General features: G+C 48.8%; 19 protein-coding genes. 9 read left to right on the forward strand and 10 right to left on the reverse strand.

The window, feature by feature from the left end:
- Positions 1-10 precede the first annotated feature (10 nt).
- The 6 genes from HHL17_RS20890 to HHL17_RS20915 form a co-directional block, all read right to left on the reverse strand.
- Positions 11-832, reverse strand: coding sequence for a helix-turn-helix domain-containing protein (locus tag HHL17_RS20890; protein WP_169226730.1), 822 nt, complete (start codon positions 830-832; stop codon positions 11-13).
- 68 nt (positions 833-900) lie between these two features.
- Complete coding sequence (locus HHL17_RS20895) at positions 901-1,281, reverse strand: YybH family protein (RefSeq protein WP_169226731.1); 381 nt, start codon at positions 1,279-1,281, stop codon at positions 901-903.
- Positions 1,282-1,300: 19 nt separating this feature from the next.
- On the reverse strand, positions 1,301-2,074 hold the full coding sequence (locus tag HHL17_RS20900; RefSeq protein ID WP_169226732.1) for an isocitrate lyase/PEP mutase family protein: 774 nt from the start codon (positions 2,072-2,074) through the stop codon (positions 1,301-1,303).
- Positions 2,075-2,165: 91 nt separating this feature from the next.
- Complete coding sequence (locus tag HHL17_RS20905) at positions 2,166-2,981, reverse strand: helix-turn-helix transcriptional regulator (protein WP_169226733.1); 816 nt, start codon at positions 2,979-2,981, stop codon at positions 2,166-2,168.
- Positions 2,982-3,210: 229 nt separating this feature from the next.
- Entirely contained in the window at positions 3,211-5,814 is a 2,604-nt protein-coding gene (locus tag HHL17_RS20910) for a DUF7133 domain-containing protein (RefSeq protein WP_169226734.1), read from the reverse strand.
- A 94-nt stretch (positions 5,815-5,908) separates the two neighbouring features.
- The gene (locus HHL17_RS20915) at positions 5,909-7,279 is read right to left on the reverse strand and encodes a S41 family peptidase (protein ID WP_169226735.1); all 1,371 of its coding nucleotides are present in this window, start codon (positions 7,277-7,279) and stop codon (positions 5,909-5,911) included.
- Positions 7,280-7,370: 91 nt separating this feature from the next.
- On the opposite strand from HHL17_RS20915, the gene HHL17_RS20920 reads away from it, so the two are divergent.
- Both HHL17_RS20920 and HHL17_RS20925 read left to right on the forward strand, forming a co-directional pair.
- Positions 7,371-7,835, forward strand: a complete 465-nt coding sequence (locus HHL17_RS20920; protein WP_169226736.1) for a hypothetical protein — start codon at positions 7,371-7,373, stop codon at positions 7,833-7,835.
- 45 nt (positions 7,836-7,880) lie between these two features.
- A complete protein-coding gene (locus HHL17_RS20925; RefSeq protein WP_169226737.1) occupies positions 7,881-8,354 on the forward strand; it encodes a hypothetical protein in 474 nt (157 codons plus the stop codon).
- Positions 8,355-8,398: 44 nt separating this feature from the next.
- Here HHL17_RS20925 and HHL17_RS20930 read toward each other — a convergent pair whose 3' ends face one another.
- The gene (locus tag HHL17_RS20930) at positions 8,399-8,974 is read right to left on the reverse strand and encodes a dihydrofolate reductase family protein (protein WP_169226738.1); all 576 of its coding nucleotides are present in this window, start codon (positions 8,972-8,974) and stop codon (positions 8,399-8,401) included.
- Between the two features lie 19 nt (positions 8,975-8,993).
- Positions 8,994-9,419: a VOC family protein gene (locus HHL17_RS20935; protein ID WP_169226739.1), complete on the reverse strand. Its 426-nt coding sequence runs from the start codon at positions 9,417-9,419 to the stop codon at positions 8,994-8,996.
- A 117-nt stretch (positions 9,420-9,536) separates the two neighbouring features.
- Between HHL17_RS20935 and HHL17_RS20940 the strand changes: the two genes are divergently transcribed.
- From HHL17_RS20940 to HHL17_RS20960, 5 genes are all read left to right on the forward strand, one after another.
- A complete protein-coding gene (locus HHL17_RS20940) occupies positions 9,537-10,517 on the forward strand; it encodes a GlxA family transcriptional regulator (RefSeq protein WP_169226740.1) in 981 nt (326 codons plus the stop codon).
- 353 nt (positions 10,518-10,870) lie between these two features.
- On the forward strand, positions 10,871-12,511 hold the full coding sequence (locus HHL17_RS20945; protein WP_169226741.1) for a peptide MFS transporter: 1,641 nt from the start codon (positions 10,871-10,873) through the stop codon (positions 12,509-12,511).
- 159 nt (positions 12,512-12,670) lie between these two features.
- Positions 12,671-13,954 carry a M57 family metalloprotease gene (locus tag HHL17_RS20950; protein WP_169226742.1) on the forward strand — a complete coding sequence of 428 codons (1,284 nt, stop codon included), beginning with the start codon at positions 12,671-12,673 and terminating at the stop codon, positions 13,952-13,954.
- A gap of 91 nt (positions 13,955-14,045) precedes the next feature.
- Positions 14,046-14,552: a GNAT family N-acetyltransferase gene (locus HHL17_RS20955; protein WP_169226743.1), complete on the forward strand. Its 507-nt coding sequence runs from the start codon at positions 14,046-14,048 to the stop codon at positions 14,550-14,552.
- Positions 14,553-14,691: 139 nt separating this feature from the next.
- Positions 14,692-15,768, forward strand: coding sequence for a serine hydrolase domain-containing protein (locus HHL17_RS20960; protein WP_169226744.1), 1,077 nt, complete (start codon positions 14,692-14,694; stop codon positions 15,766-15,768).
- 12 nt (positions 15,769-15,780) lie between these two features.
- On the opposite strand, the gene HHL17_RS20965 is transcribed toward HHL17_RS20960, so the two are convergent.
- Both HHL17_RS20965 and HHL17_RS20970 read right to left on the reverse strand, forming a co-directional pair.
- Positions 15,781-16,068, reverse strand: a complete 288-nt coding sequence (locus HHL17_RS20965; protein WP_169226745.1) for a putative quinol monooxygenase — start codon at positions 16,066-16,068, stop codon at positions 15,781-15,783.
- Positions 16,065-16,676 (reverse strand): NAD(P)H-dependent oxidoreductase, encoded by a 612-nt coding sequence (locus HHL17_RS20970; RefSeq protein ID WP_169226746.1) that lies wholly within the window; start codon positions 16,674-16,676, stop codon positions 16,065-16,067. Before HHL17_RS20970 ends, HHL17_RS20965 begins: the two co-directional genes overlap by 4 nt.
- Positions 16,677-16,945: 269 nt before the next feature.
- On the opposite strand from HHL17_RS20970, the gene HHL17_RS20975 reads away from it, so the two are divergent.
- Both HHL17_RS20975 and HHL17_RS20980 read left to right on the forward strand, forming a co-directional pair.
- A complete protein-coding gene (locus tag HHL17_RS20975) occupies positions 16,946-17,440 on the forward strand; it encodes a hypothetical protein (protein WP_169226747.1) in 495 nt (164 codons plus the stop codon).
- Positions 17,441-17,442: 2 nt separating this feature from the next.
- Positions 17,443-19,089 carry a GMC oxidoreductase gene (locus tag HHL17_RS20980; protein ID WP_169226748.1) on the forward strand — a complete coding sequence of 549 codons (1,647 nt, stop codon included), beginning with the start codon at positions 17,443-17,445 and terminating at the stop codon, positions 19,087-19,089.
- The last annotated feature ends 3 nt before the right edge of the window (positions 19,090-19,092 follow it).

Genomic DNA, 19,092 nt, shown 5'->3' on the forward strand with positions numbered 1-19,092 from the left:
ACAACCAATTTTACGGAAGCTGCCGGTACTCTTTGGGGGTAAGGCCGGTTTTCAGTTTAAAGAAGCGGGTAAAATGGGAAGCATTGTCAAACTTAAAATAGTCAGCCACCTCCTTTACAGACAGAGAGGCATACTTCAACTGGTACTGGATTTCGAGCAACAATCTTTCATGGATAACTTCGAGGGCGGTCTTGCCGGTTTCCTCTTTCACCGTTTCACTGAGATGTTTGGCCGTAATACCCAGCAACACTGCATACTCCGCGATGGTCCGCAGTTCAATGAACTGCTCCTCTACCAGTTTCTTGAATTGAAACGTGAGTTGATACTGCCGGTTCATATTTTTCCGGAACCGCAGCAGGCAATATTCGCAGGCCCTGTTGTAATCGTATAGCAGTTCCGTGAGCACGAGGCGTATGACATCAAAATGAAACGGCCGGCTGCCGCCATATTCTTCGGCGAGTGTCTTAAACTTACGGTGCACGCCAGGCAGCGCATTATCCTCCAGCTCAAATACCGGCGGATACTCAGGGTTCAGGTACAGCAGCTCATCGATGACCTGCTCCTTGATATGGCTCTTGTATAAAAAACTTTGGGTAAACAACAACTGTTGCGTGGCAAAATCAGGCGTGATCCGGTCCACCGAAAAAATCTGTTTGGGCGATATAATGGCCATATGGCCGGGTCCCAGCGTAAAACTATGATAGCCGACGGTGACGTCCATCTCCCCCTGTAGCCCCAGCATCAGGGTGTAATAGTCATTCTTCACCGGCTGACCGGCTTTCAGGCATTCATTATTTTTCAGCAATACAAATTCGGCATCGTTGGACAACATGGCTTCACTGGTTTCAAAACAGCCAAATTTACGGATTCTATTGTTTTGAAACCAGTGAAGCTTTGTGATTATGCTTTCAGGGTGTCCAGGGCACCGAAAGCATGGTCTATCACGATCTTCCAGGTACCGTCTGCCTGACGCCGCATTACCTCTATCCCTTTGGCACTGATTTTTACCTCCCCGCCATCGGTGATGTTCCATTCAGAGCGGCCTACCGCCACATCACCCGTCTGCAGGCAATACACTGTTTTGATTTCCATCGTTCCTTTCACAGCCAGGATGCCTTTCACGGCCTCTTCAAACTGTTCCTTGCCGGACACTACTTTCCCCGGTTCCGGCACAATGACACCGTTATAATCATAAATGGTGAACACCGTATTGATGTCGCCGGTGTTAAAAGCCGCCGCCAGTGCGGCGTGCACATCTTCTGCCCTTTTTGGTAACTGCATGTTAGGATTTTTAAGGTGTTTAGATAAAAACAGGATCAAAACTGCCCGCTGTGGTAATCGCCTCCGACAGTTGGCCAATGTGGTCATATACTTTATTGTACAGGAAAGGCCCCATGCTGACGCGTTTCACGCCGAGCTTTTCCAGTACGTCCAGCGCCGGCAGGCCTGGCATACACATCACGTTAAGCGGCAATTTGGTTTGACTGACCGCCGTGGTAATCGCCGCTTCCTCCGTAATGCAAGGCAGGAAAATACCATCTGCACCGGATGTTTCGTACAATCGTAACCGTTGCTCCGTCTCCGCTTCCTTATTGGCCACATTGAGTAAATACGTGTCCGTGCGGGCATTCAGAAAGAGATCAGCGCCTGCTGCTGTCAGCCTGTTACGGACACTTTCAAGCGTGGCCGCAAATGTTGCTGCCGGTTGCAATACACGGCCTGTACTGCCAATAGTGGAGTCTTCGAGGTTGATGCCCACCACTCCTGCTTCCAGTAACCGGGAGATGTTGGCATAGATCGCTTCGGGAGAATGACCGTAGCCCATTTCTATATCAACGGACAAGGGTATACGCAGTATGGCCGTCATGCGGCGCACGATGAACAGGTAATCATCGAAAGGCATCCCTTCCCCGTCTTCATACCCCAGGCTTGCCGCCACCGCCGCACTGGAGGTAGCTACCGCCGGAAAACCTTTCTCCTGGAAACGGCGGGCGCTCTCCGGATTCCATACATTAGGCAATACCAATAAACGTTCCTGGTGTAGTTCTTTAAATGCATTAAACATTGATGACATGGTCGTTCGTTTGAAATAAATAATTGTTGTTTGTTTGACAACACAAAACTACGACGGCAGGAAAGCGTGAAATTGTACAGATCGGAACAGTTTAACTGTTGGATGCCGCCAGCGTCACAGGCGACTGGTCGGGCATATAACCGGAAGGGGTATGACCGGTGAAGGATTTGAATTCGCGGATAAAATGTGACTGATCGAAATAACCACAATCATAGGCAATGGCCGTGAGTGGCGCTTCATTCCTGATCACCAGCTGTAAGCTGTTCTGAAAGCGATGGATTTTGCTGTATAGTTTGGGGGTAAGACCAGTATATTGGACAAATAGTTTTTGCAGGTAACGGGAGGTAATACCATAGCGGGCAGCCACATTCTCGATATTATCAAAAAAACCAGGCTGGCGGATTTCATGCATCACACTATTAAGCATGGTCACTTTTGTATGCCGCTTTTCGGACCACAACATCTGTTGCCACAGAAAGTCCTCCAGCAACAGCAGGCGTTCCCGCCAGGTGGGCGTTTCCTGCAAACGAGCATGTAGCGCGGCCACGCCTTTGCCATATACATCGCGGAAGTCATTGACCTGGTCGTTGAAGAGATCTACTTTTTCGGGGAAAAAGAAAGCGGCGGCGTGAGGAAAAAAGCGGACGCCCAGCATGGTGTTACGGCCAACGGAACGCACCGGCAGCGGTTTGGTGATCTGGCCCCACAACTCCACCGGAGGAGTGGTGGTAAATCCGGCGCCATTATCGGTCAGCCAGTGACCAGTGCCGAGATTGAAGATGATTTCCATGTTCCCGCTGGGGAAAACAGTGTCTTTAAATGCTGTGGCAGCATCTGATTCATAAGTGTAATAACACTTTACATACTGTTTCAGCCTGTCACCCGGCTTTATTTCCTTGTATTCCATGGCCATTGCAGGTACCGGAAGGTACAATAAATCCGGTCCGGGGTCAAAAATAATCTCCTTTTGCTGATGGGAATTGTACAAAACGGAACAAAAATCGCAATCCAAATCCCAGTTCCCAGGGCTGAAGCCCTGGGCTACGATGTTGTTCAATTTCTTTCATGGCAAAAGGGATATTAATGCAACAGGGCTGACTTTTTGAGCCAGCCCTGTTGCATCTTATGGTAATACTTTATTTCTTTTGCTGTGACAGGAAGTTGACCAGTGACGCGAACTCTTCGTATGATAACGCGTTGGCGAGGCCTGTCGGCATCATGGACGTTTTCATTTCTTTCCGGCTGAGAATATCCGCTGTTTTAACCGTGTACACTTCACCGGTGATATCTCTCATTACCACCTTAGTGGCCGTTTCTTCCGTGATAAACCCAACATAGGTTTTGTTTCCTTTAGCCGTAACCGTTACCGTTGCAAATCCCTGCGAAATAGATGCATTAGGCTTCAGGATAGATTCGGCGATCCGCTCACGGTTCATGATGGAACCGATCTGTCCCATAAAAGGCCCTTTCATCTTTTCTTCCCTGCTGAGGCTGTGACAGGCCACACATCCCTGGTTGACGAACAGTATCTTTCCTTTGGCAGGGTCTCCTTTTATTTGTTTCACGGCCAGGAGCACATCTTCGATCGATGATTTACCCACCTGTCCTTTTTTGCTTTTTATTTTCTCCAGGTCGACCTTGGGTTCTTTCGCCGCAACGGGTTCTGTCTTTTTCAGCGGGGCAAAAGCAGCGATCTCCATTCTGTGGCGGGCATCCAGGTCCCTGAAAAGTTCCATACGTGCCGGGTCAGCTTTCAGCGCTTCCTTCTTCAGGAATTTTTCGATCAGCGGTGATCCAGCCCAAAGTACCGCTTTGTAGTACGGGCCATGGGAATCAGGGCGGGTACCCCACCACCAGGACGCATCATACGCAGCCTCTTTTTTATACAGGCGGGCCAATGTGGTCAGGATCTGTTTTTTCAGTTTCAGGTCTTTCGATTGCTGGTACGCAGCAATTAACCCGTTCACCGCTTTCTCATCATGCATATAACGCAGGGCCCATAAGGCAAGCGGAGCGTTGGCGCCGTTGATCGCTGCCACCGCAGCATCTACTGCATGAAGCTCCACGAGCGCACGCACCGCGAGATGCGGCAATACGATCGCGGCATTAGGCGTAGCATGCGGGCCTTCCTTATCTTTCACCGGCGCGACAAATGAGGCCGGCACTTTCGTTTGTAACAAAGCAATGGCAGCATCCATACGGCCTAAACGGCCCAGTCCTACGATCGCTGCAGCACGTACGCGGGGCGAAGCGTCTTGCAGCCCATCCAGGAAAGGTTGCTCCGGAACATCCGCCAGCAAGCCTTTACGATCCGCCAGCGCTCTCAGGGCATGTTCCCTGATAGCCGCGTCTTTTGTCAGCTCCACTAAAGTGCCGATACCGTTTTTCCCTGCTGCCTGTGCATAGGTATAAAGGCCGGCCACGCGGGCATACAACGGCTGCTGCGCATCGGATGCTATCTTCAACGCAGCGGCAATTCCCTGCTGGTCGTTCCGCTGCAGCAACTCGCGGGAGGCATTTAACCGGGCCACCGCACTGGCTGACTTCAGCATGCCAATCAGTTCATCCACAGAGGCTTTGGCCGGATCGGGAAATGCTTTATAAGTCCAGTTATTCGGTACTGCACGCACCACAAAACCGATGGTATCGCTGCCGGAATAACCGGCGCCATCCCATGCGGAGAGGTAAAGCCTGCCTGATCCGTCAACATCCAAATCGGTAATTTGCGGCAGCGCAATAAAATCTTCTTCTTTTTGTGTGAACGTTGGTCCATCCGGCGTTACCCGGTGAATATACAGCATGCTCCTGCCCCAATCGGCCATCATCGGAACATTGTTATACTTCTCCGGCCAGCCTGGTTCAGCCATGAACAAAGCACCGGTACCGGAGCCGCCGCCAAGGTCGGCCAGCGCTGGTATTATTTCATCTGTAAAATGCTGGAACAACACGGGGTATCCATATTCTCCGGATTGAAGGTGGTGGGAGAACCGTACATTCCATCCACCGCCATCATTGGTATTTTCCCTGGTGAAGACATTCATGTACGGGTCGATGGCCACGTCATATACATTGCGTGTTCCATGGGTGAACACTTCCATTTCTGTACCGTCGGGACGTACCCTCACGATCCCGCCACCCAACATAGTCAGCTTTTTACCGGAACGGTCGGTGGCATCATGGAACCCAAAGTCGCCCACGGCGATATAAATCCAGCCATCAATACCCATGCGGATACCATTGGTGGCGTGGTCTGTTCCTCTCTCCTGGATGTATTTGGTATTGCTGAGATGCTCAACAAGCGGTTGAGCTGGTCCATCAGCTTTACCATCACCATCTTTATCTTCAAACACTACGAGGGCCATCCCTGTGGCCTTCCCTGTTTCCTTGGAAAAGGTGGTATGCAATACAAAAACCTGGTTGCCCATCACGATAATCCCGCGTGGGTTGTCGACCTCAGCAAAATCAGTATGCTGGTCCATTTTGCCATCATTGTCCTTGTCTACCAGCTTCAATATCCGGCCTTTCCCCGGGTCTTTGCCGAGAGAGCCAATCATATCTACGCCGACAAACACCTCTCCTGTTGGCGCTACCGCCAGGCAGGCCGGGCTGGGCGTAACAGCGGGACCGGAAAATCGTGTGATGGTTAATTCAGCGGGCGTGGTTTGTGAATACCCCGAAAATGGTTTTACTGCGATGAGCGCTGTAAGAGAACAGGCCAACGCAATTGGAAGTTTGGTCATTGCTAACTGCTTGTGTAATAGTATAACTGGAATTTTAAATGCCGGTCAATATATAAAAAAGTTTCTTTTACAGTAGCTTTTATTATTTGAAAGGTCACCGGGCATTTTTCATCAAATACTCCATTACCGGGTCTTTATCCCACACTTTATCCTGCAACGAAGGTTTTATCATCACATCCGGAAGTACAGGCCCGTTTTTCTTTTTGTTGCAATTCGCCCCGTGGCTCAGGGAAGTAGTGGACTGTATCATCATCTTGCTGTTAGGAAGCTCTATCGGGAACGCCTCTCCGAAATCCTGTACATTTTCGCCGGTAGGTTCTCCGATGATAGTGGCCAATTCATAGGTTTTTACCACGTCGGCAATGGACATGGCGCTGGAGAAGGTAAACGGACCCGTGAGGAAATATACTTTTCCGTCAAATACGGTATCTCTTTTGAAAGGGCAGTCTCCCGGTATGCAGTCTTCACTTTCCCATACGGTGCCGTTGGCATGTTTCAGATAGCTGTCGGTGGTATCCCCTCCGGCTGTCAGCATATCTTTGTAAGGCTGACCGATTTTCCAGCTTTTCCGTCCCCAGGAATATTTTTCATGGGTGATGTAACTGAATAGCAGGTCGCCCAGCAACGTGTTGCCACCGCTGTTTTGCCGGAGATCAATCACCAGGTGACGGATGTTGGTCGTTTTTAATTCACGGAAACAGCTGTCCAGGAAAGTGCGGAAAATATTCACGTCGCCGCTCAGACTATTAACACTGATGTAACCCAGTTTATTGTCCAATATACCATACGTATACGGCTGCACGATTTGCGGCATAGTGGCGGCAAGCGCCTGTCCGAACACCACTCCGGCGGCTATGGTTGTTTTACCGGTTACACCTTTATTGTCTTTGTAGCTTAACACAAAAGGCGGTTGTATTCCCTTTAAAAACAGGAAGTAGCTCAACAAACGGCTGGACGCCTCTTCCCGGAAGGCTGGCAATCCGGCCATGCCGCTCAATATGTCTTCGTAAAGGTCAGTCATCTTCCTGCCATTGATATCTGTAATTTCAGCCCCTGCCGGGATATTGAGATCAGTCGCCAGTTTAGCGGGAATATACAACCGGTGGTTTTCCTGTACCAGTTTATAAGGGAAGAACTGGTCTTTTTTCAGTTCGTCTTTCAAAAAAGGTTGCCCTAGTTGCGGCGCACAGTGCGCATCGCCCAGCAGTGCAGTGATGCGGTAGAATGTCCATACCAGGTCGCGGGTACTGATCGAATCTCCGATGGAGCGCTTGATCCTGTCCACACCGGCGTTGTAATCTTTCTGGGAGATATGCATAAAAGGCGCATAGTGCGATGCCTCCAGCGTGCGGGTGTATTCATCGATATCTGCTATCGCCTGCCGGCGTGACAGGGCTGACTGCGCCAGGCTAACATTTGTTCCCAGCAGCAGTGTCAACGGGAATATCCAATTTTTAAAATTCATATAGCCGTTATTGTAAGGTATCAAGGCAGCCCAATATAAACAATTTTGCTTCGGAATTTATTACCTTGCGGCCCCTATATATCCTGATACCATGGAGCAACAGTCTACCATTTTTGACAAAAGTTTTGACAATAAGCCGGCGCATCGTCGTCGCAACCTGATGCCGGCATGGTTAAAGGTGTACACCTGGGTGGCCATCGGTTTCGGTATATACGTTTTCAGTTACCTCTTTTTCATGACGCCTGATGATATAGGCGGATCTTCTGACCGCAACAGCCTGCATAACCAGATTATCAGGCTGGTCATAAAAATTGTCGTCTCCTGCATATACGTTTTACCGGGCCTGTTGGTATGGCTGGAAATCAGACAAGCTATTCTGTTTAACCTGATCATCGCTATCTCCTGGGTGGTCATCACATTATATTGCTCTTTGCTTGTGAATTCGAAACTTTGGGTCCTTGCCTGGTGCATGGTGCCTTTCCTTCCCTTTTGGGCAGGGCTGTTCCCCCTCCTGCGGAAATGGAAGAATGGTGTATCCGGTCAGACATTCCGCTGAAAAACATTTTAAAACCTAATTTTTATTTATCCTGTATCTGTTATCATGAGTGAACAATCATCCATATTCGACGAAAGTTTTGATAGTACCGAAATACCGCGCCGCCGTGAACTGATGCCGACATGGCTGAAAGTTTATACCTGGTTTACTGTTCTTATCGGGATACTTGTTTTTGTCTACGGATTCTTTTTTGCACCGGACGACGATCCCAACGAGATCAAAGACGCAGCCTATTGGATTGGCAGCTTCATTGGGAAAGGCTTGGTAGCGGCTATATACCTGGTCCCCGGATTGTTGGTCTGGTTTGAAGCTAAATACGCCATCCGGTTCAACCTGATCATGGCGGCCATCTGGGGAGTCACTGTCCTGCTGGCAGCAGCCCTTACACAATGGAGCAATCTGATATTTGGCATGACCATGATATTTTTCATACCTTTTTGGGCAGGACTGCTCTTTATCCGGCGCAAATGGATCAAAGAAGCTGTATCCGGCCGGACACTCCGCAGAAAAGCACTTTAAATACAGGCCAGTCCTTTCCGCACCGGAACAGCAGTTTAAAACCATTATTTTCTCACTACCTCATAATGCGCCCCGATGACACCGGATTTAAATTGTGTGGAGCTAAGCATCTGCAGCTTTACAGGAGATTTCAGGTCTTTAAACATCCGGGTGCCGGCGCCGAGTACCACGGGCTGGATGGTCAACTGGAATTCGTCGATCAGGTCCAGGTCCGCGAAAGTCTGCGCCAGACCGGGGCTGCCAAATATCACCAGGTCCTTCCCCGGCTCCGCTTTCAGCTTTTGTACTTCCTCAGCGATATTGTTTTTGATCAACCTGGTATTATTCCATTCCGCTTTTTCCATGGTGGTGGAGAATACCACTTTGGGAATTTCCTGCACCCACCTGGCGTGATGCAGGCTGTGTGCATCAGCGGTCTCTGGTTTTTCCAGTACGGTAGGCCAATAGCCGGCCATCATATCATAAGTGGTGCGCCCGTACATCGGCATGCCTACTGTGTCTACTATCCGTCCGGCATATTCCTGCAATTCCTTGTCATAGGAGATCCAGCCCAGGCCACCATTTACGTCGCACACATAATTATCGAGCGATACGTGCATGAACAATACTACTTTTCTCATTTTTTCAGTTTTTTGTGGTTTATATATTTTTTGGATAGATGTCATTACAGCTGAGTAGCCAATGGTGGCCGTATTTGTCCGTCAGCACCCCAAACAGGCCTCCCGCGATTGTGTCCCGCAGCGGGTGGGACGCCACGCCACCGGCAGCCAGTTTCCGGTAACAGTCCCTCGTTTCTTTTTCGCCATGACAATGCAATAATAACGAAACTGCATTGCCTTTGATCAACCCCTCCTCGCCTACCATGTCGGAGCCTGTCAACACCAGCGCACCACTCACCAGGGTAGCCTGTACTACCGCACTCCTGAATGGTTCCGGCAGTACCGCTCCCCCTTCCGCTTCCCCCGCTGTCCGGAAGCTCAGGTCACCGCCCAGGCATTCCCGGTAGAAGCTCATCGCTTCCCGACAGTTGCCGTTAAAGGTGAGGTATGCGCTAATTTGTATCATTTCCCTATTTTTGATGATGACACAAAACTACTCCGCCGCCGGAAAACCTACGGCAGGGTTTAATGACAATTAAGAACGGCGAAAACGACAACACCGTTTATGACAACAGCTAACCGTATGAAACACATTTCAATCCTGATACCAAGAGGCCAAAGCAGCCTGGTAAATATCGAAGGAAGCCTGCAAATACTGTCAGAAGTCAATGTCATCCGCGCGGCCAGAGGCGAGGCGCCGTTATTCAACATCCAGCTGGTAGGGCTTTCCCCTAATACCAGCCAGCGCAACGGACGGTTCACCATCAATCCGGACGCATTGATCAGCGAGGTACATCAGACAGACCTGATCATTATCCCTTCCCTACAGGGCGACCAGCAGCGGGCAGCGGAAATCAACCTGGAATTTATTCCGTGGATACTGGAGCAACGCAAGCAGGGTGCCGAAATCGCCTGTCTTTGCATTGGCGCCTTTTTCCTGGCAGCCACGGGCCTGCTGAACAACCGGCCCTGCACCACCCACTGGCAGCTGGCGGAGCAGTTCTCCCGAATGTACCCCGAAGCGAAAATGGTGCCCTCTCAACTCATTACCGACGAAGACGGCATCTATACCAGCGGCGGCGCCTTTGCTTACCTGAACCTGCTGGTATACCTGATTGAAAAATATGCCGGCCGTGAAATGGCCATCGACATCGCGAAAGGATTTCTCATAGATATAGACAAGAAAAGCCAATCTCCCTTTATTATTTTTGAAGGACAGAAAACACACGACGACCCGGAAATCAGGATGGCACAGGAGTTCATCGAAGAAAACTACCCGGAGAAAATCACCATCGATTTCCTCGCCAATAAATTCTCTATCGGCCGGCGCAACTTTGAACGCCGGTTCCAGAAATCCACCAACAACACCGTCAATGAATATGTGCAACGAGTAAAAGTAGAAGCCGCCAAACGCCGGCTGGAAACCACCCGTAAGAATATAAGCGAAGTCATGTACGAAGTGGGTTATACCGATACCCAGAGTTTCCGGGAGATATTTAAGCGGCTGACCGGCTTAACGCCGGTGGAGTATCGTAATAAGTACAATGAAACAGCTATCGCATAATTATACTTTTGGAGAAAATACCATCAACCTCAAACATATTACAATTAATAAAATTCGTATATCTCATTGATAATTATTCATTTGTATAGCTATCGTTGTGGTATCCTTCACCTATCCCTCACCTATCCTTCGTATATCCCTTCAGTAAGCCTTCAGAGAACCGTATCAAACAGATGCTTTTTTAACATCCCAAAACGGTTGTTGTTATGGCCTGAACAAGCGTCACCCTGCATGCCATTCACCACCCGCCTGAAACACGCAGTGCGCTGATATTCCCATCTTTTCCCTTATTTTAGCGGTTTGGCAGTGAGCTGTCATGCATAACCTATATCACGTACACCATTTGATTTTACATGAAAAAAGCAAGTAATCATCCGGCAGCATTGCCTTTCCTGTTCCTCTCCGAGATGTGGGAGCGCTTTGGTTTTTATCTGATCCTCGGGATTTTCCAGTTATACCTGACCGACACGGCGAAAGGTGGCTGGGGCATGGACCGTGCTACTGCTGCGGATATCTTCGGGACTTTCATCGCTTTCGTATACCTGACACCTTTTCTTGGCGGACTGATAGCCGACCGTAAACTAGGCTACAGCAAATCCATTATCATCGGTGGGATACTCATGGGTATCGGTTATATGGGGCTGGCAGTACATAACCTCACCGTTTTTTACCTGTCCCTTGCGCTGATCTGCATTGGTAATGGATTTTTTAAACCGAATATTTCCACCTTGCTGGGCAATGTGTACAGTGACGAAAAATACCGTAGCCGGAAAGATACCGGGTACAATATTTTTTACATGGGGATCAACATCGGCGCATTTATCTGTAACTTCTTTGCAGCCTTCCTGCGTAACACCATCGGCTGGGGCGCAGCCTTTATCGCTGCCGGTATAGGGATGTTCCTCGGGGTGCTGATTTTCACTATCGGCATGAAACATTACCGTCACGCTGATGTACGCAAGCCCGTACAGGAAGGTGATATGCCGCTGAGCAAAATTTTCTCCGTCGTGTTCCTGCCGGCCATCGTAGTGGGTTTGGGCGCATGGTTTATTCCCGGTAATATCTTCGGCTCCGACTCCACCGATGCCTTCATCTTTGCCTGCATCCCCATATTATTATTTTTTGTATCGCTGCTGGTCAAGGCAGATGCCAAAGACCGTAGGCCATTATCAGCGCTGCTGGCTATTTTCGCCGTGTCCATCGTGTTCTGGGCCGTATTTAAACAGAACGGTACCGCGCTGACCACCTGGGCACAATACTATACCGACAGGGAAATTCCTTCCGCGATCCAGCAACCGGCGCAGCGCCTCTACCTGGCTGAAACGGTCGTCAATAAAGCAGATTCCGTGACCGCCTATGACGATGAGTTCAGGGTAGTACGCGACGCTGCCGGCAAACCACAGAAAGTATGGGACAAGGTCCCTTATTTCAAAAACGTGGCACCGGAAAAAATGCCGGCCGAGGGACAAAGTATCAGCCTGTATAATACAGAGCTGTTCCAGTCCATTAATCCCTTTTTTGTGATCACGCTGACGCCGTTGATCGTCCTGTTCTTCGCCATGTTACGAAAACGCGACAAAGAACCCTCCACCCCTTCCAAAATAGCCTGGGGCCTGCTGATATCCGCCCTGTCCACCCTGATGATGGTAGGCGCCGTATATGTATGCAGCAACGGCGCCATCAAAGCATCGCCGTGGTGGCTGATCGGTTGTTACGGCATCATTACCGTGGGTGAACTGTTTCTTAGCCCGATGGGATTGTCCCTCGTGTCCAAACTGAGCCCCGCGCGGATCACCTCCCTGATGATGGGTGGCTGGTTCCTCGCCACGTCTATCGGCAACAAACTCTCCGGTATCCTGGCAACGTTATGGGACACTTATGACAATAAAGCGAATTATTTCCTTGTCAACTTCCTGTTGCTGGGAAGTGCGGCCGCTATTATTTTCCTCATGCTACGCTGGCTGAACAGGATTTTCAAGGAGTCCGTACACTAACGGCGACGTATATATGTTTTTTAGACGCAAAGTGATTTTCATCACTTTGCGTCTTTTTTTTATCCAGTAATAAAAGCTTTTCGCACTGCGAATATGCCGCTGGGGACCGGACTAGCTTTGCGGCGACTTCAGCTATCCTTTTTACGCAAACCACTTTATATGAAAACTCGGAAACTCTTATGCTGTCTCATGTTCATCATGACATTACTCTTCAACTTGTCGTGCAAAAAAGAAGAGCAACAACCAACAAAAGACACCACCGTTGACGTTTCGTCCGGAGCTTTAGCCAAAATTAAAAAGCTCGGATACAGTACTCATGGCGTTATCCGCCAAGACAGCGGTTATATTGTGGAAGGCGATATCTTCCTGTCTGATGCAGACCTGGACAAAACACACGCCTATTCGCCAACGCTGCGTGCCGGCGAAACAGAACAGTACAGGACCAACTATGCCATCACCCGCCTGCCGCGTGTGATTACCCTTTCTGTAAGTGGCTTGCCGGCTGTTTACGCCACGGCCACAGACATCGCTATTGAGCATTACAACCAATTGGGGCTGATGCTTACCTTTCAGCGGGTATCGTCCGGCGCGAATGTGACCATCACTTATCGTAGTCTGGGCACCGGTATTTTAGGCATGGCCTCCGGTTTCCCGGATGCCAACGGCAACCCACCCAACCTTATCTGGATGAATTCAGACGCCAATGGCCTGGGCACCAATCCGGAGAAATATTACCTGGCTAGTGTGATTGAACATGAGTTGGGCCATATCATCGGCTTCCGACACACCGATTATTTCAACCGTGCCATTAGTTGCGGCTGGTCATCATCCGATCCCAATGAAGGCGATGCCGGCATAGGGGCTATTCCCATTTATGGTACCCCTACCAGTGAGGACCCTTTCAGCTGGATGCTCGCCTGCATCGAACCCGGAAAAAGCAGACCATTCTCCTCTTATGATATCTCTGCACTGCAGTTTATGTATGGCCGTGGCCAAGGCACGCAGTCTATCCCCGATGGCACCTACAAAGTCACCAGCGTATCCAGCGGCAAAGTAATGGACGTACACGGCGCATCCAAAGAGGATGGAGGCAGCATTGTACAATGGGACTGGAACGGCGGCGAGAACCAACAATGGTATTTTCATTACCTGGGCAACGGGTACTACAGTATCATCAACATTGGCAGCGGTAAATCACTGGACATTAACAATAACTCCCAGGCGGACGGCATTCCCCTTATCCAATATAGCTGGCATGAAGGGTATAACCAGCAATGGCAAGTATATTCGACCTGGGATGGCACTGGCAATTTTATCATTAAAAACAGGAATAGCGGAAGAGTACTGGACGTAGCTGCCGCTTCTACAGATAACGGCGCCAGCATCATCCAGTACTTGTCAAATGGCGGTAATAACCAACGCTGGACCCTGGAAAAACTCTAATCGAAAAAAATGTTTGAAGTCAAAAGGAAACCGGCGTAAATGCCGGTTTCTTTTTTGTTTCGTACTTTTGATTTATAAATATCCCGGAATTATGGCATTGGAATTCAGAAAAGCGACATCAGCAGATGCAGATCAGATTTGGAACATATTGGAAAAAGCCATCGCACGCAGGAAGGCAGAAGGAAGCGACCAATGGCAGGACGGGTATCCCAACCCCGCTGTAGTGGCCAGCGATATCGAAAACAGCCACGGCTTTGTATTAGCCGCCGATGATAAAATAGCCGGCTATATTGCGCTGCTGATCAATGACGAACCAGCTTATGCCGACATTAAAGGCACCTGGCTGACCGACGGCGATTTTGTAGTGTATCATCGTGTAGCCATTTCAGATGATTTCCTGGGCCAGGGATTGGCGCAACAAATGTTAAAGCACGTAGAAGACTACGCCATGAATAACCATATCAACAGCGTCCGGGCAGATACCAACCACGACAACAAAGGCATGCTGCGCATTTTCGAAAAACTGGGCTATGTGTATTGCGGCGAAGTTTTCTTCCGTGGCGCGTCACGGCTGGCATTTGAAAAGGTATTGCCTTAGTCTCCTGACAGATACGATTTCACCCGTTATTTTGACAGTCGGAAAAATTAACTATATTTATCATCTAACATTTCCGGCTGTACGTAACGGCAACATTTTCATTCCCAAGAAATCGTTTTCTATCACAACTCCTTATATCATGAGAAAGGTATTCTTCCTGGTAGCCTTCTTCCTTGTGACAGGTCCTGTTTTGGGACAGTCTTCCAAAGCCGGTCTTTTTATCGATTCCTTCGTCACGAAGAACAATTTTAATGGCACTATCCTGCTGGCCAAAAAGAACAAAGCCTGGTATAAAAAGAGTTTCGGCTCAGCCAACTTCCAGCAGCAGGTACCCAATACCACGGATACCCGGTACAAAATCGCTTCCATCACCAAAGCCTTTACAGCCGTATTGGTCCTACAGCTCTACGAACAAGGCAAAATTGACTTAAATAAAACCATCAGTACCTACCTGCCCGATTATAAGGGAGAAGCAGCCAATAAGGTAACAGTCGTACAGCTGCTGAATATGACTTCCGGCATCCATAACATGGACGCTGACCTCTCCCTCGAATCAGCGCTGAAACAAGGCATGCCGCAGTATCAACTGCCGCATACCTCCGATGAAATGCTGACACGCTACGGCAGCGGCAAGCTGGAAAATGAACCAGGCAAAGTGTGGGATTACAACAACGCCGATTATATCATTCTAGGAAAAATAATTGAGCGTATCACCAGCAAAACCTTTGAAGAGCATCTTCAAGCCAATATCCTGCAACCCTTGCTGATGACCAATAGTGGCATCGCCTATCAGCAGAAGATGATCCCCCGCCTTGCGGACACCTACTTCTACCGGGAGGATATCAAAGCCATGGTCAATGATCTTCCGGCTTACATGGAAAACTGGTATGCCTCCGGCGCCATGTACTCCACTGTTGATGATATCCTGAAGTTTGCCAATGCGTTGTTTGAAAAGAAACTATTAAAACAGGCCACGCTCGACCTGATGTTCACCTCCGGACTGAGCGAATATGGCTACGGCGTATGGGTTTACAAGGATTATGACATTCACCACAAGAACTATACTATCATTAAAAGGCCTGGCTCAATTATGGGCGCGCAGGCCATGTTGTTTCATGTGCTGGAAGAAGGCTCCACGATTATTATCCTTAGTAATACGGCGACTGCCAGTCTGGATGAATTTGCAGCGAAGATAGCTACGCGGATTGTTGAATAACAATCAGACTCCCTATATTTTCGTGGTCAGGTGAATGGTGGGCGCTTCCTGTAATTTACCTTCCGCCAGACGGCCAAATTCAAGAATATAGGGCTGTTGGTTGTGCGCATCAAGCCCTTCCTGGTCCTTCCATATTTCATAGAATACAAACAGGTTGTCATCTGCTGTCCCCTGGTGAAGGTCATATTGAATAGCCGCTTCTTCCTTCCTGGTTTCCGTTACCATACGTTGTAATACAACGGCCACCTCATCGCGATGTTCCGGTTTAGCTTTGATAGTAGCGATCAAATATATACTCATGACAATTGTTTTTTAAAGGTGAATACTTTTTCCAGGTGCAGCAGATAATCCTGCTGATAGTTTTCAATCCGCTCCTGTGTGGCATTTTTTTCCAGGTCATGAAAATGGAAACCATCTATTCTGTCCATGCCCACAAACTGGTTCATCTTATGGAAACCGAACAGCACCCCGTCATCTACTGATTTCTGTTCAAAAAATTCGCCCGGCAGGGTGAAGGCTGTTTCCGGTGCATTCCAGGTAGTGGTGACCATGTATTTTTTACCTTGCATCAATCCACCTGTCCCGTAGTTGATAGCCGGGTTTTTCCGGCTTCTGCCGTCGCTGGCATACATTCCGTTTTGATGACCGGCAGTGAACACTTCATCGATATATTTTTTTAACTGATTAGGTACCTGGAACCACCAGATCGGTGTGTGATAGATGATAACATCTGCCCATTTAAAGTTCTCCACTTCAGCCATCGCATCAAAATCATCGTTAATATTGACGGTGCGATATTCGAATCTTTTCCGGTCCAGAAACCCCATTGTCCAGCCTGTCAGCGAATCGTTGAACTTTCCGCCAGAGTGTGCGAAGACTTGTCCCGCGTTGATAATGAACACCTTCATTTCTATAATTTTAATTATTAATGATGCAAATTTCCATCACTTTAATACATCATCAAAATAATTTAAATAGTAGCATTCTATCATAAAAATGATAGTAAAAAGGACTGCCCGGGATATGATAATGCCCGGATAAAATCTCCTGCTTAACATTTTCAATAATGTTTAATTTATAAATTGCCGCCCTGACCAACCCCGCACTATGATTACTATTCAGACAGACGCCTCATTCATCTTTACAGCTATCCGGTACACCAAAAAACAATTGCAACATGTCAAAGTATAACCTCGAAGCCAGGTACTTTGTACTGGAGAATTTACGTAAGCTGGATGATACACTGCTGGATACCCTTTGGCAGCTGTTTACGCAAATCTGCCAATTCTGGCAGACAACCCATACGCCGGAAGCGATGAAATCCGACTTCCTGATCTTTATTTCCAACCGTATTGAGATCGATGTCAGGTACCTGGCCGAATATGTCAATTATGGAGATGTGATCCGGGAGCTAACGGAAGAACTGGGAGAAGAAGCTGCCTTTCAAAGGCTGTTTACAGATGCCGCTGCCAATATAACGCCCGCTTTTACCAACCTGGCCAGGGCGAAGCAGCTCGTGGTCAATGAACTGATCGCCTTAAACCTTGCCCTGGGCGGGTTTAAAGCCTTTGGTGACCCTACCGTAGCGCAAGGCGTACCCATCAACTACCCCGGATACATTGGAGGAATGAACCTGAAAGATAATACCCCTTATCGTACAATAGCAGATTAATCATGCAAACAGAAATTGTGGTCATCGGCTCCGGTGTAGCCGCCACCGCCCTGGTAACCAAAATATTGGCCGGCAGGCCCCATACAGCCATTACCGTACTGGAAGCAGGCGGGAAAATAAAGATGCGTGATTTTGCGCTTTATCAAAACTATCTGATCACTAACAAGCTTCCCTTCGACAACCAGAATATTTATGACTCCTGCCATGACCTGTCTTATCCCGACAGAGACAGACCAGGAGAAAATAAATTTGAAGGGGACACAGAAATTCCGATGACAGGCGCCCGCGCCTTTCTGTATGGAGGATCCACTGTACACTGGGGCGGCTGGGCTTTCCGTTTAAAACCGGAAGATTTCCACCTGCGTACCAGCCTGGAAAACAAAGGCGTCACCGCCGGAGATGTGATCGACTGGCCGGTCGATTATCATGAAATGGAGCCTTATTACCACGAAGCGGAACACTTTATCGGCGTTTCCGGCGATTCTGAAGACGCCACCACGCCCAGGTCCGGAAAGTATCCTTTCCAGGCATTTCCATTTACCCTGGAAGACGGGCTTTTTATTGATGCCTTTAAAAAATTCGCTGAACCAGTCAGTTATTCGCATTTGCCGATAGCCCGCTATGGCGATACACACGCTAATAACAGCCATGGCCCCTGTCATACTACCGGGCTATGCAAATACTGTCCGTTCGGGGCGCGGTTTGCCGCAGCCAACAACCTCGACGACCTGGTGCAATCTGCCCGCTATCCGCATCTCCAGGTCCTGACGAATGTCATCGCAGATGAAATACTGATGGACAGCAAATCACATGCTACTGGTGTAAAGTATCTCAACAAAAAGAAAGGCGCCTGGGAAACCATTCAGGCAACCATTATCATCAATGCTTCCGGCGCTATCGAAGGTCCCAAATTGTTGCAACGCTCCGCATTGAACTGGTGGAAAAACGGGATCGGCAATGACAACGACCTGGTGGGCAGGTTCCTCATTTCACATCCCTACTTTTTTTTCAAAGCGGTACTACCCGGCAACCCGCAAATGCTCCAGCCGGAAATGGGTTTTCCTACATTGGTATCACGTCATTACGACAGTCCGGCTGAACAACATAAAGGGAAATTCGTCCTTATCAATCCCCCTACTTCCCCTAAGGTGAACCTGGTCCGCTCCGCTACCAGTGGCAAAACAAGAGCGGAAATCATCAAATCCATTCAAACCAATACCACCGTTCAGCTACAGGGCATGATAGAAGTCTTCAGCGATCGCAGCAACCGCGTGGAAAACACAGAAAAGAAAAACAGGTTTGGCATGCGGGAGACAAAAATTACTTTCTCCAAAAGCAAAGATTTTGATACCAGGATGAAAGAAGTGGCTACCGTTGCTCAAACCATCTTCGGTCATATGAATGCAGTAGACCCCGGAACAGAAAACCCCATTTCCTGGCGGGCCGATCATGCGGCTTGTACCACCAGGATGAGCCATACTCCTGAAGACGGCGTAGTAGACCGCGACCTGAGAGTACACGGCACTTCAAACATATACATGTGTTCCAATGCCGTCTTTTCTTCACTGGGCGCCGTCAATCCTACCCTCACCCTTACCGCCCTGTCCTTAAGGCTCGGCAGTCATTTACTCCATCAATTAAATGCTTAGGCC

This window comes from Chitinophaga fulva (genome assembly GCF_012927205.1).
In the GTDB taxonomy this organism is placed as follows: domain Bacteria; phylum Bacteroidota; class Bacteroidia; order Chitinophagales; family Chitinophagaceae; genus Chitinophaga; species Chitinophaga fulva.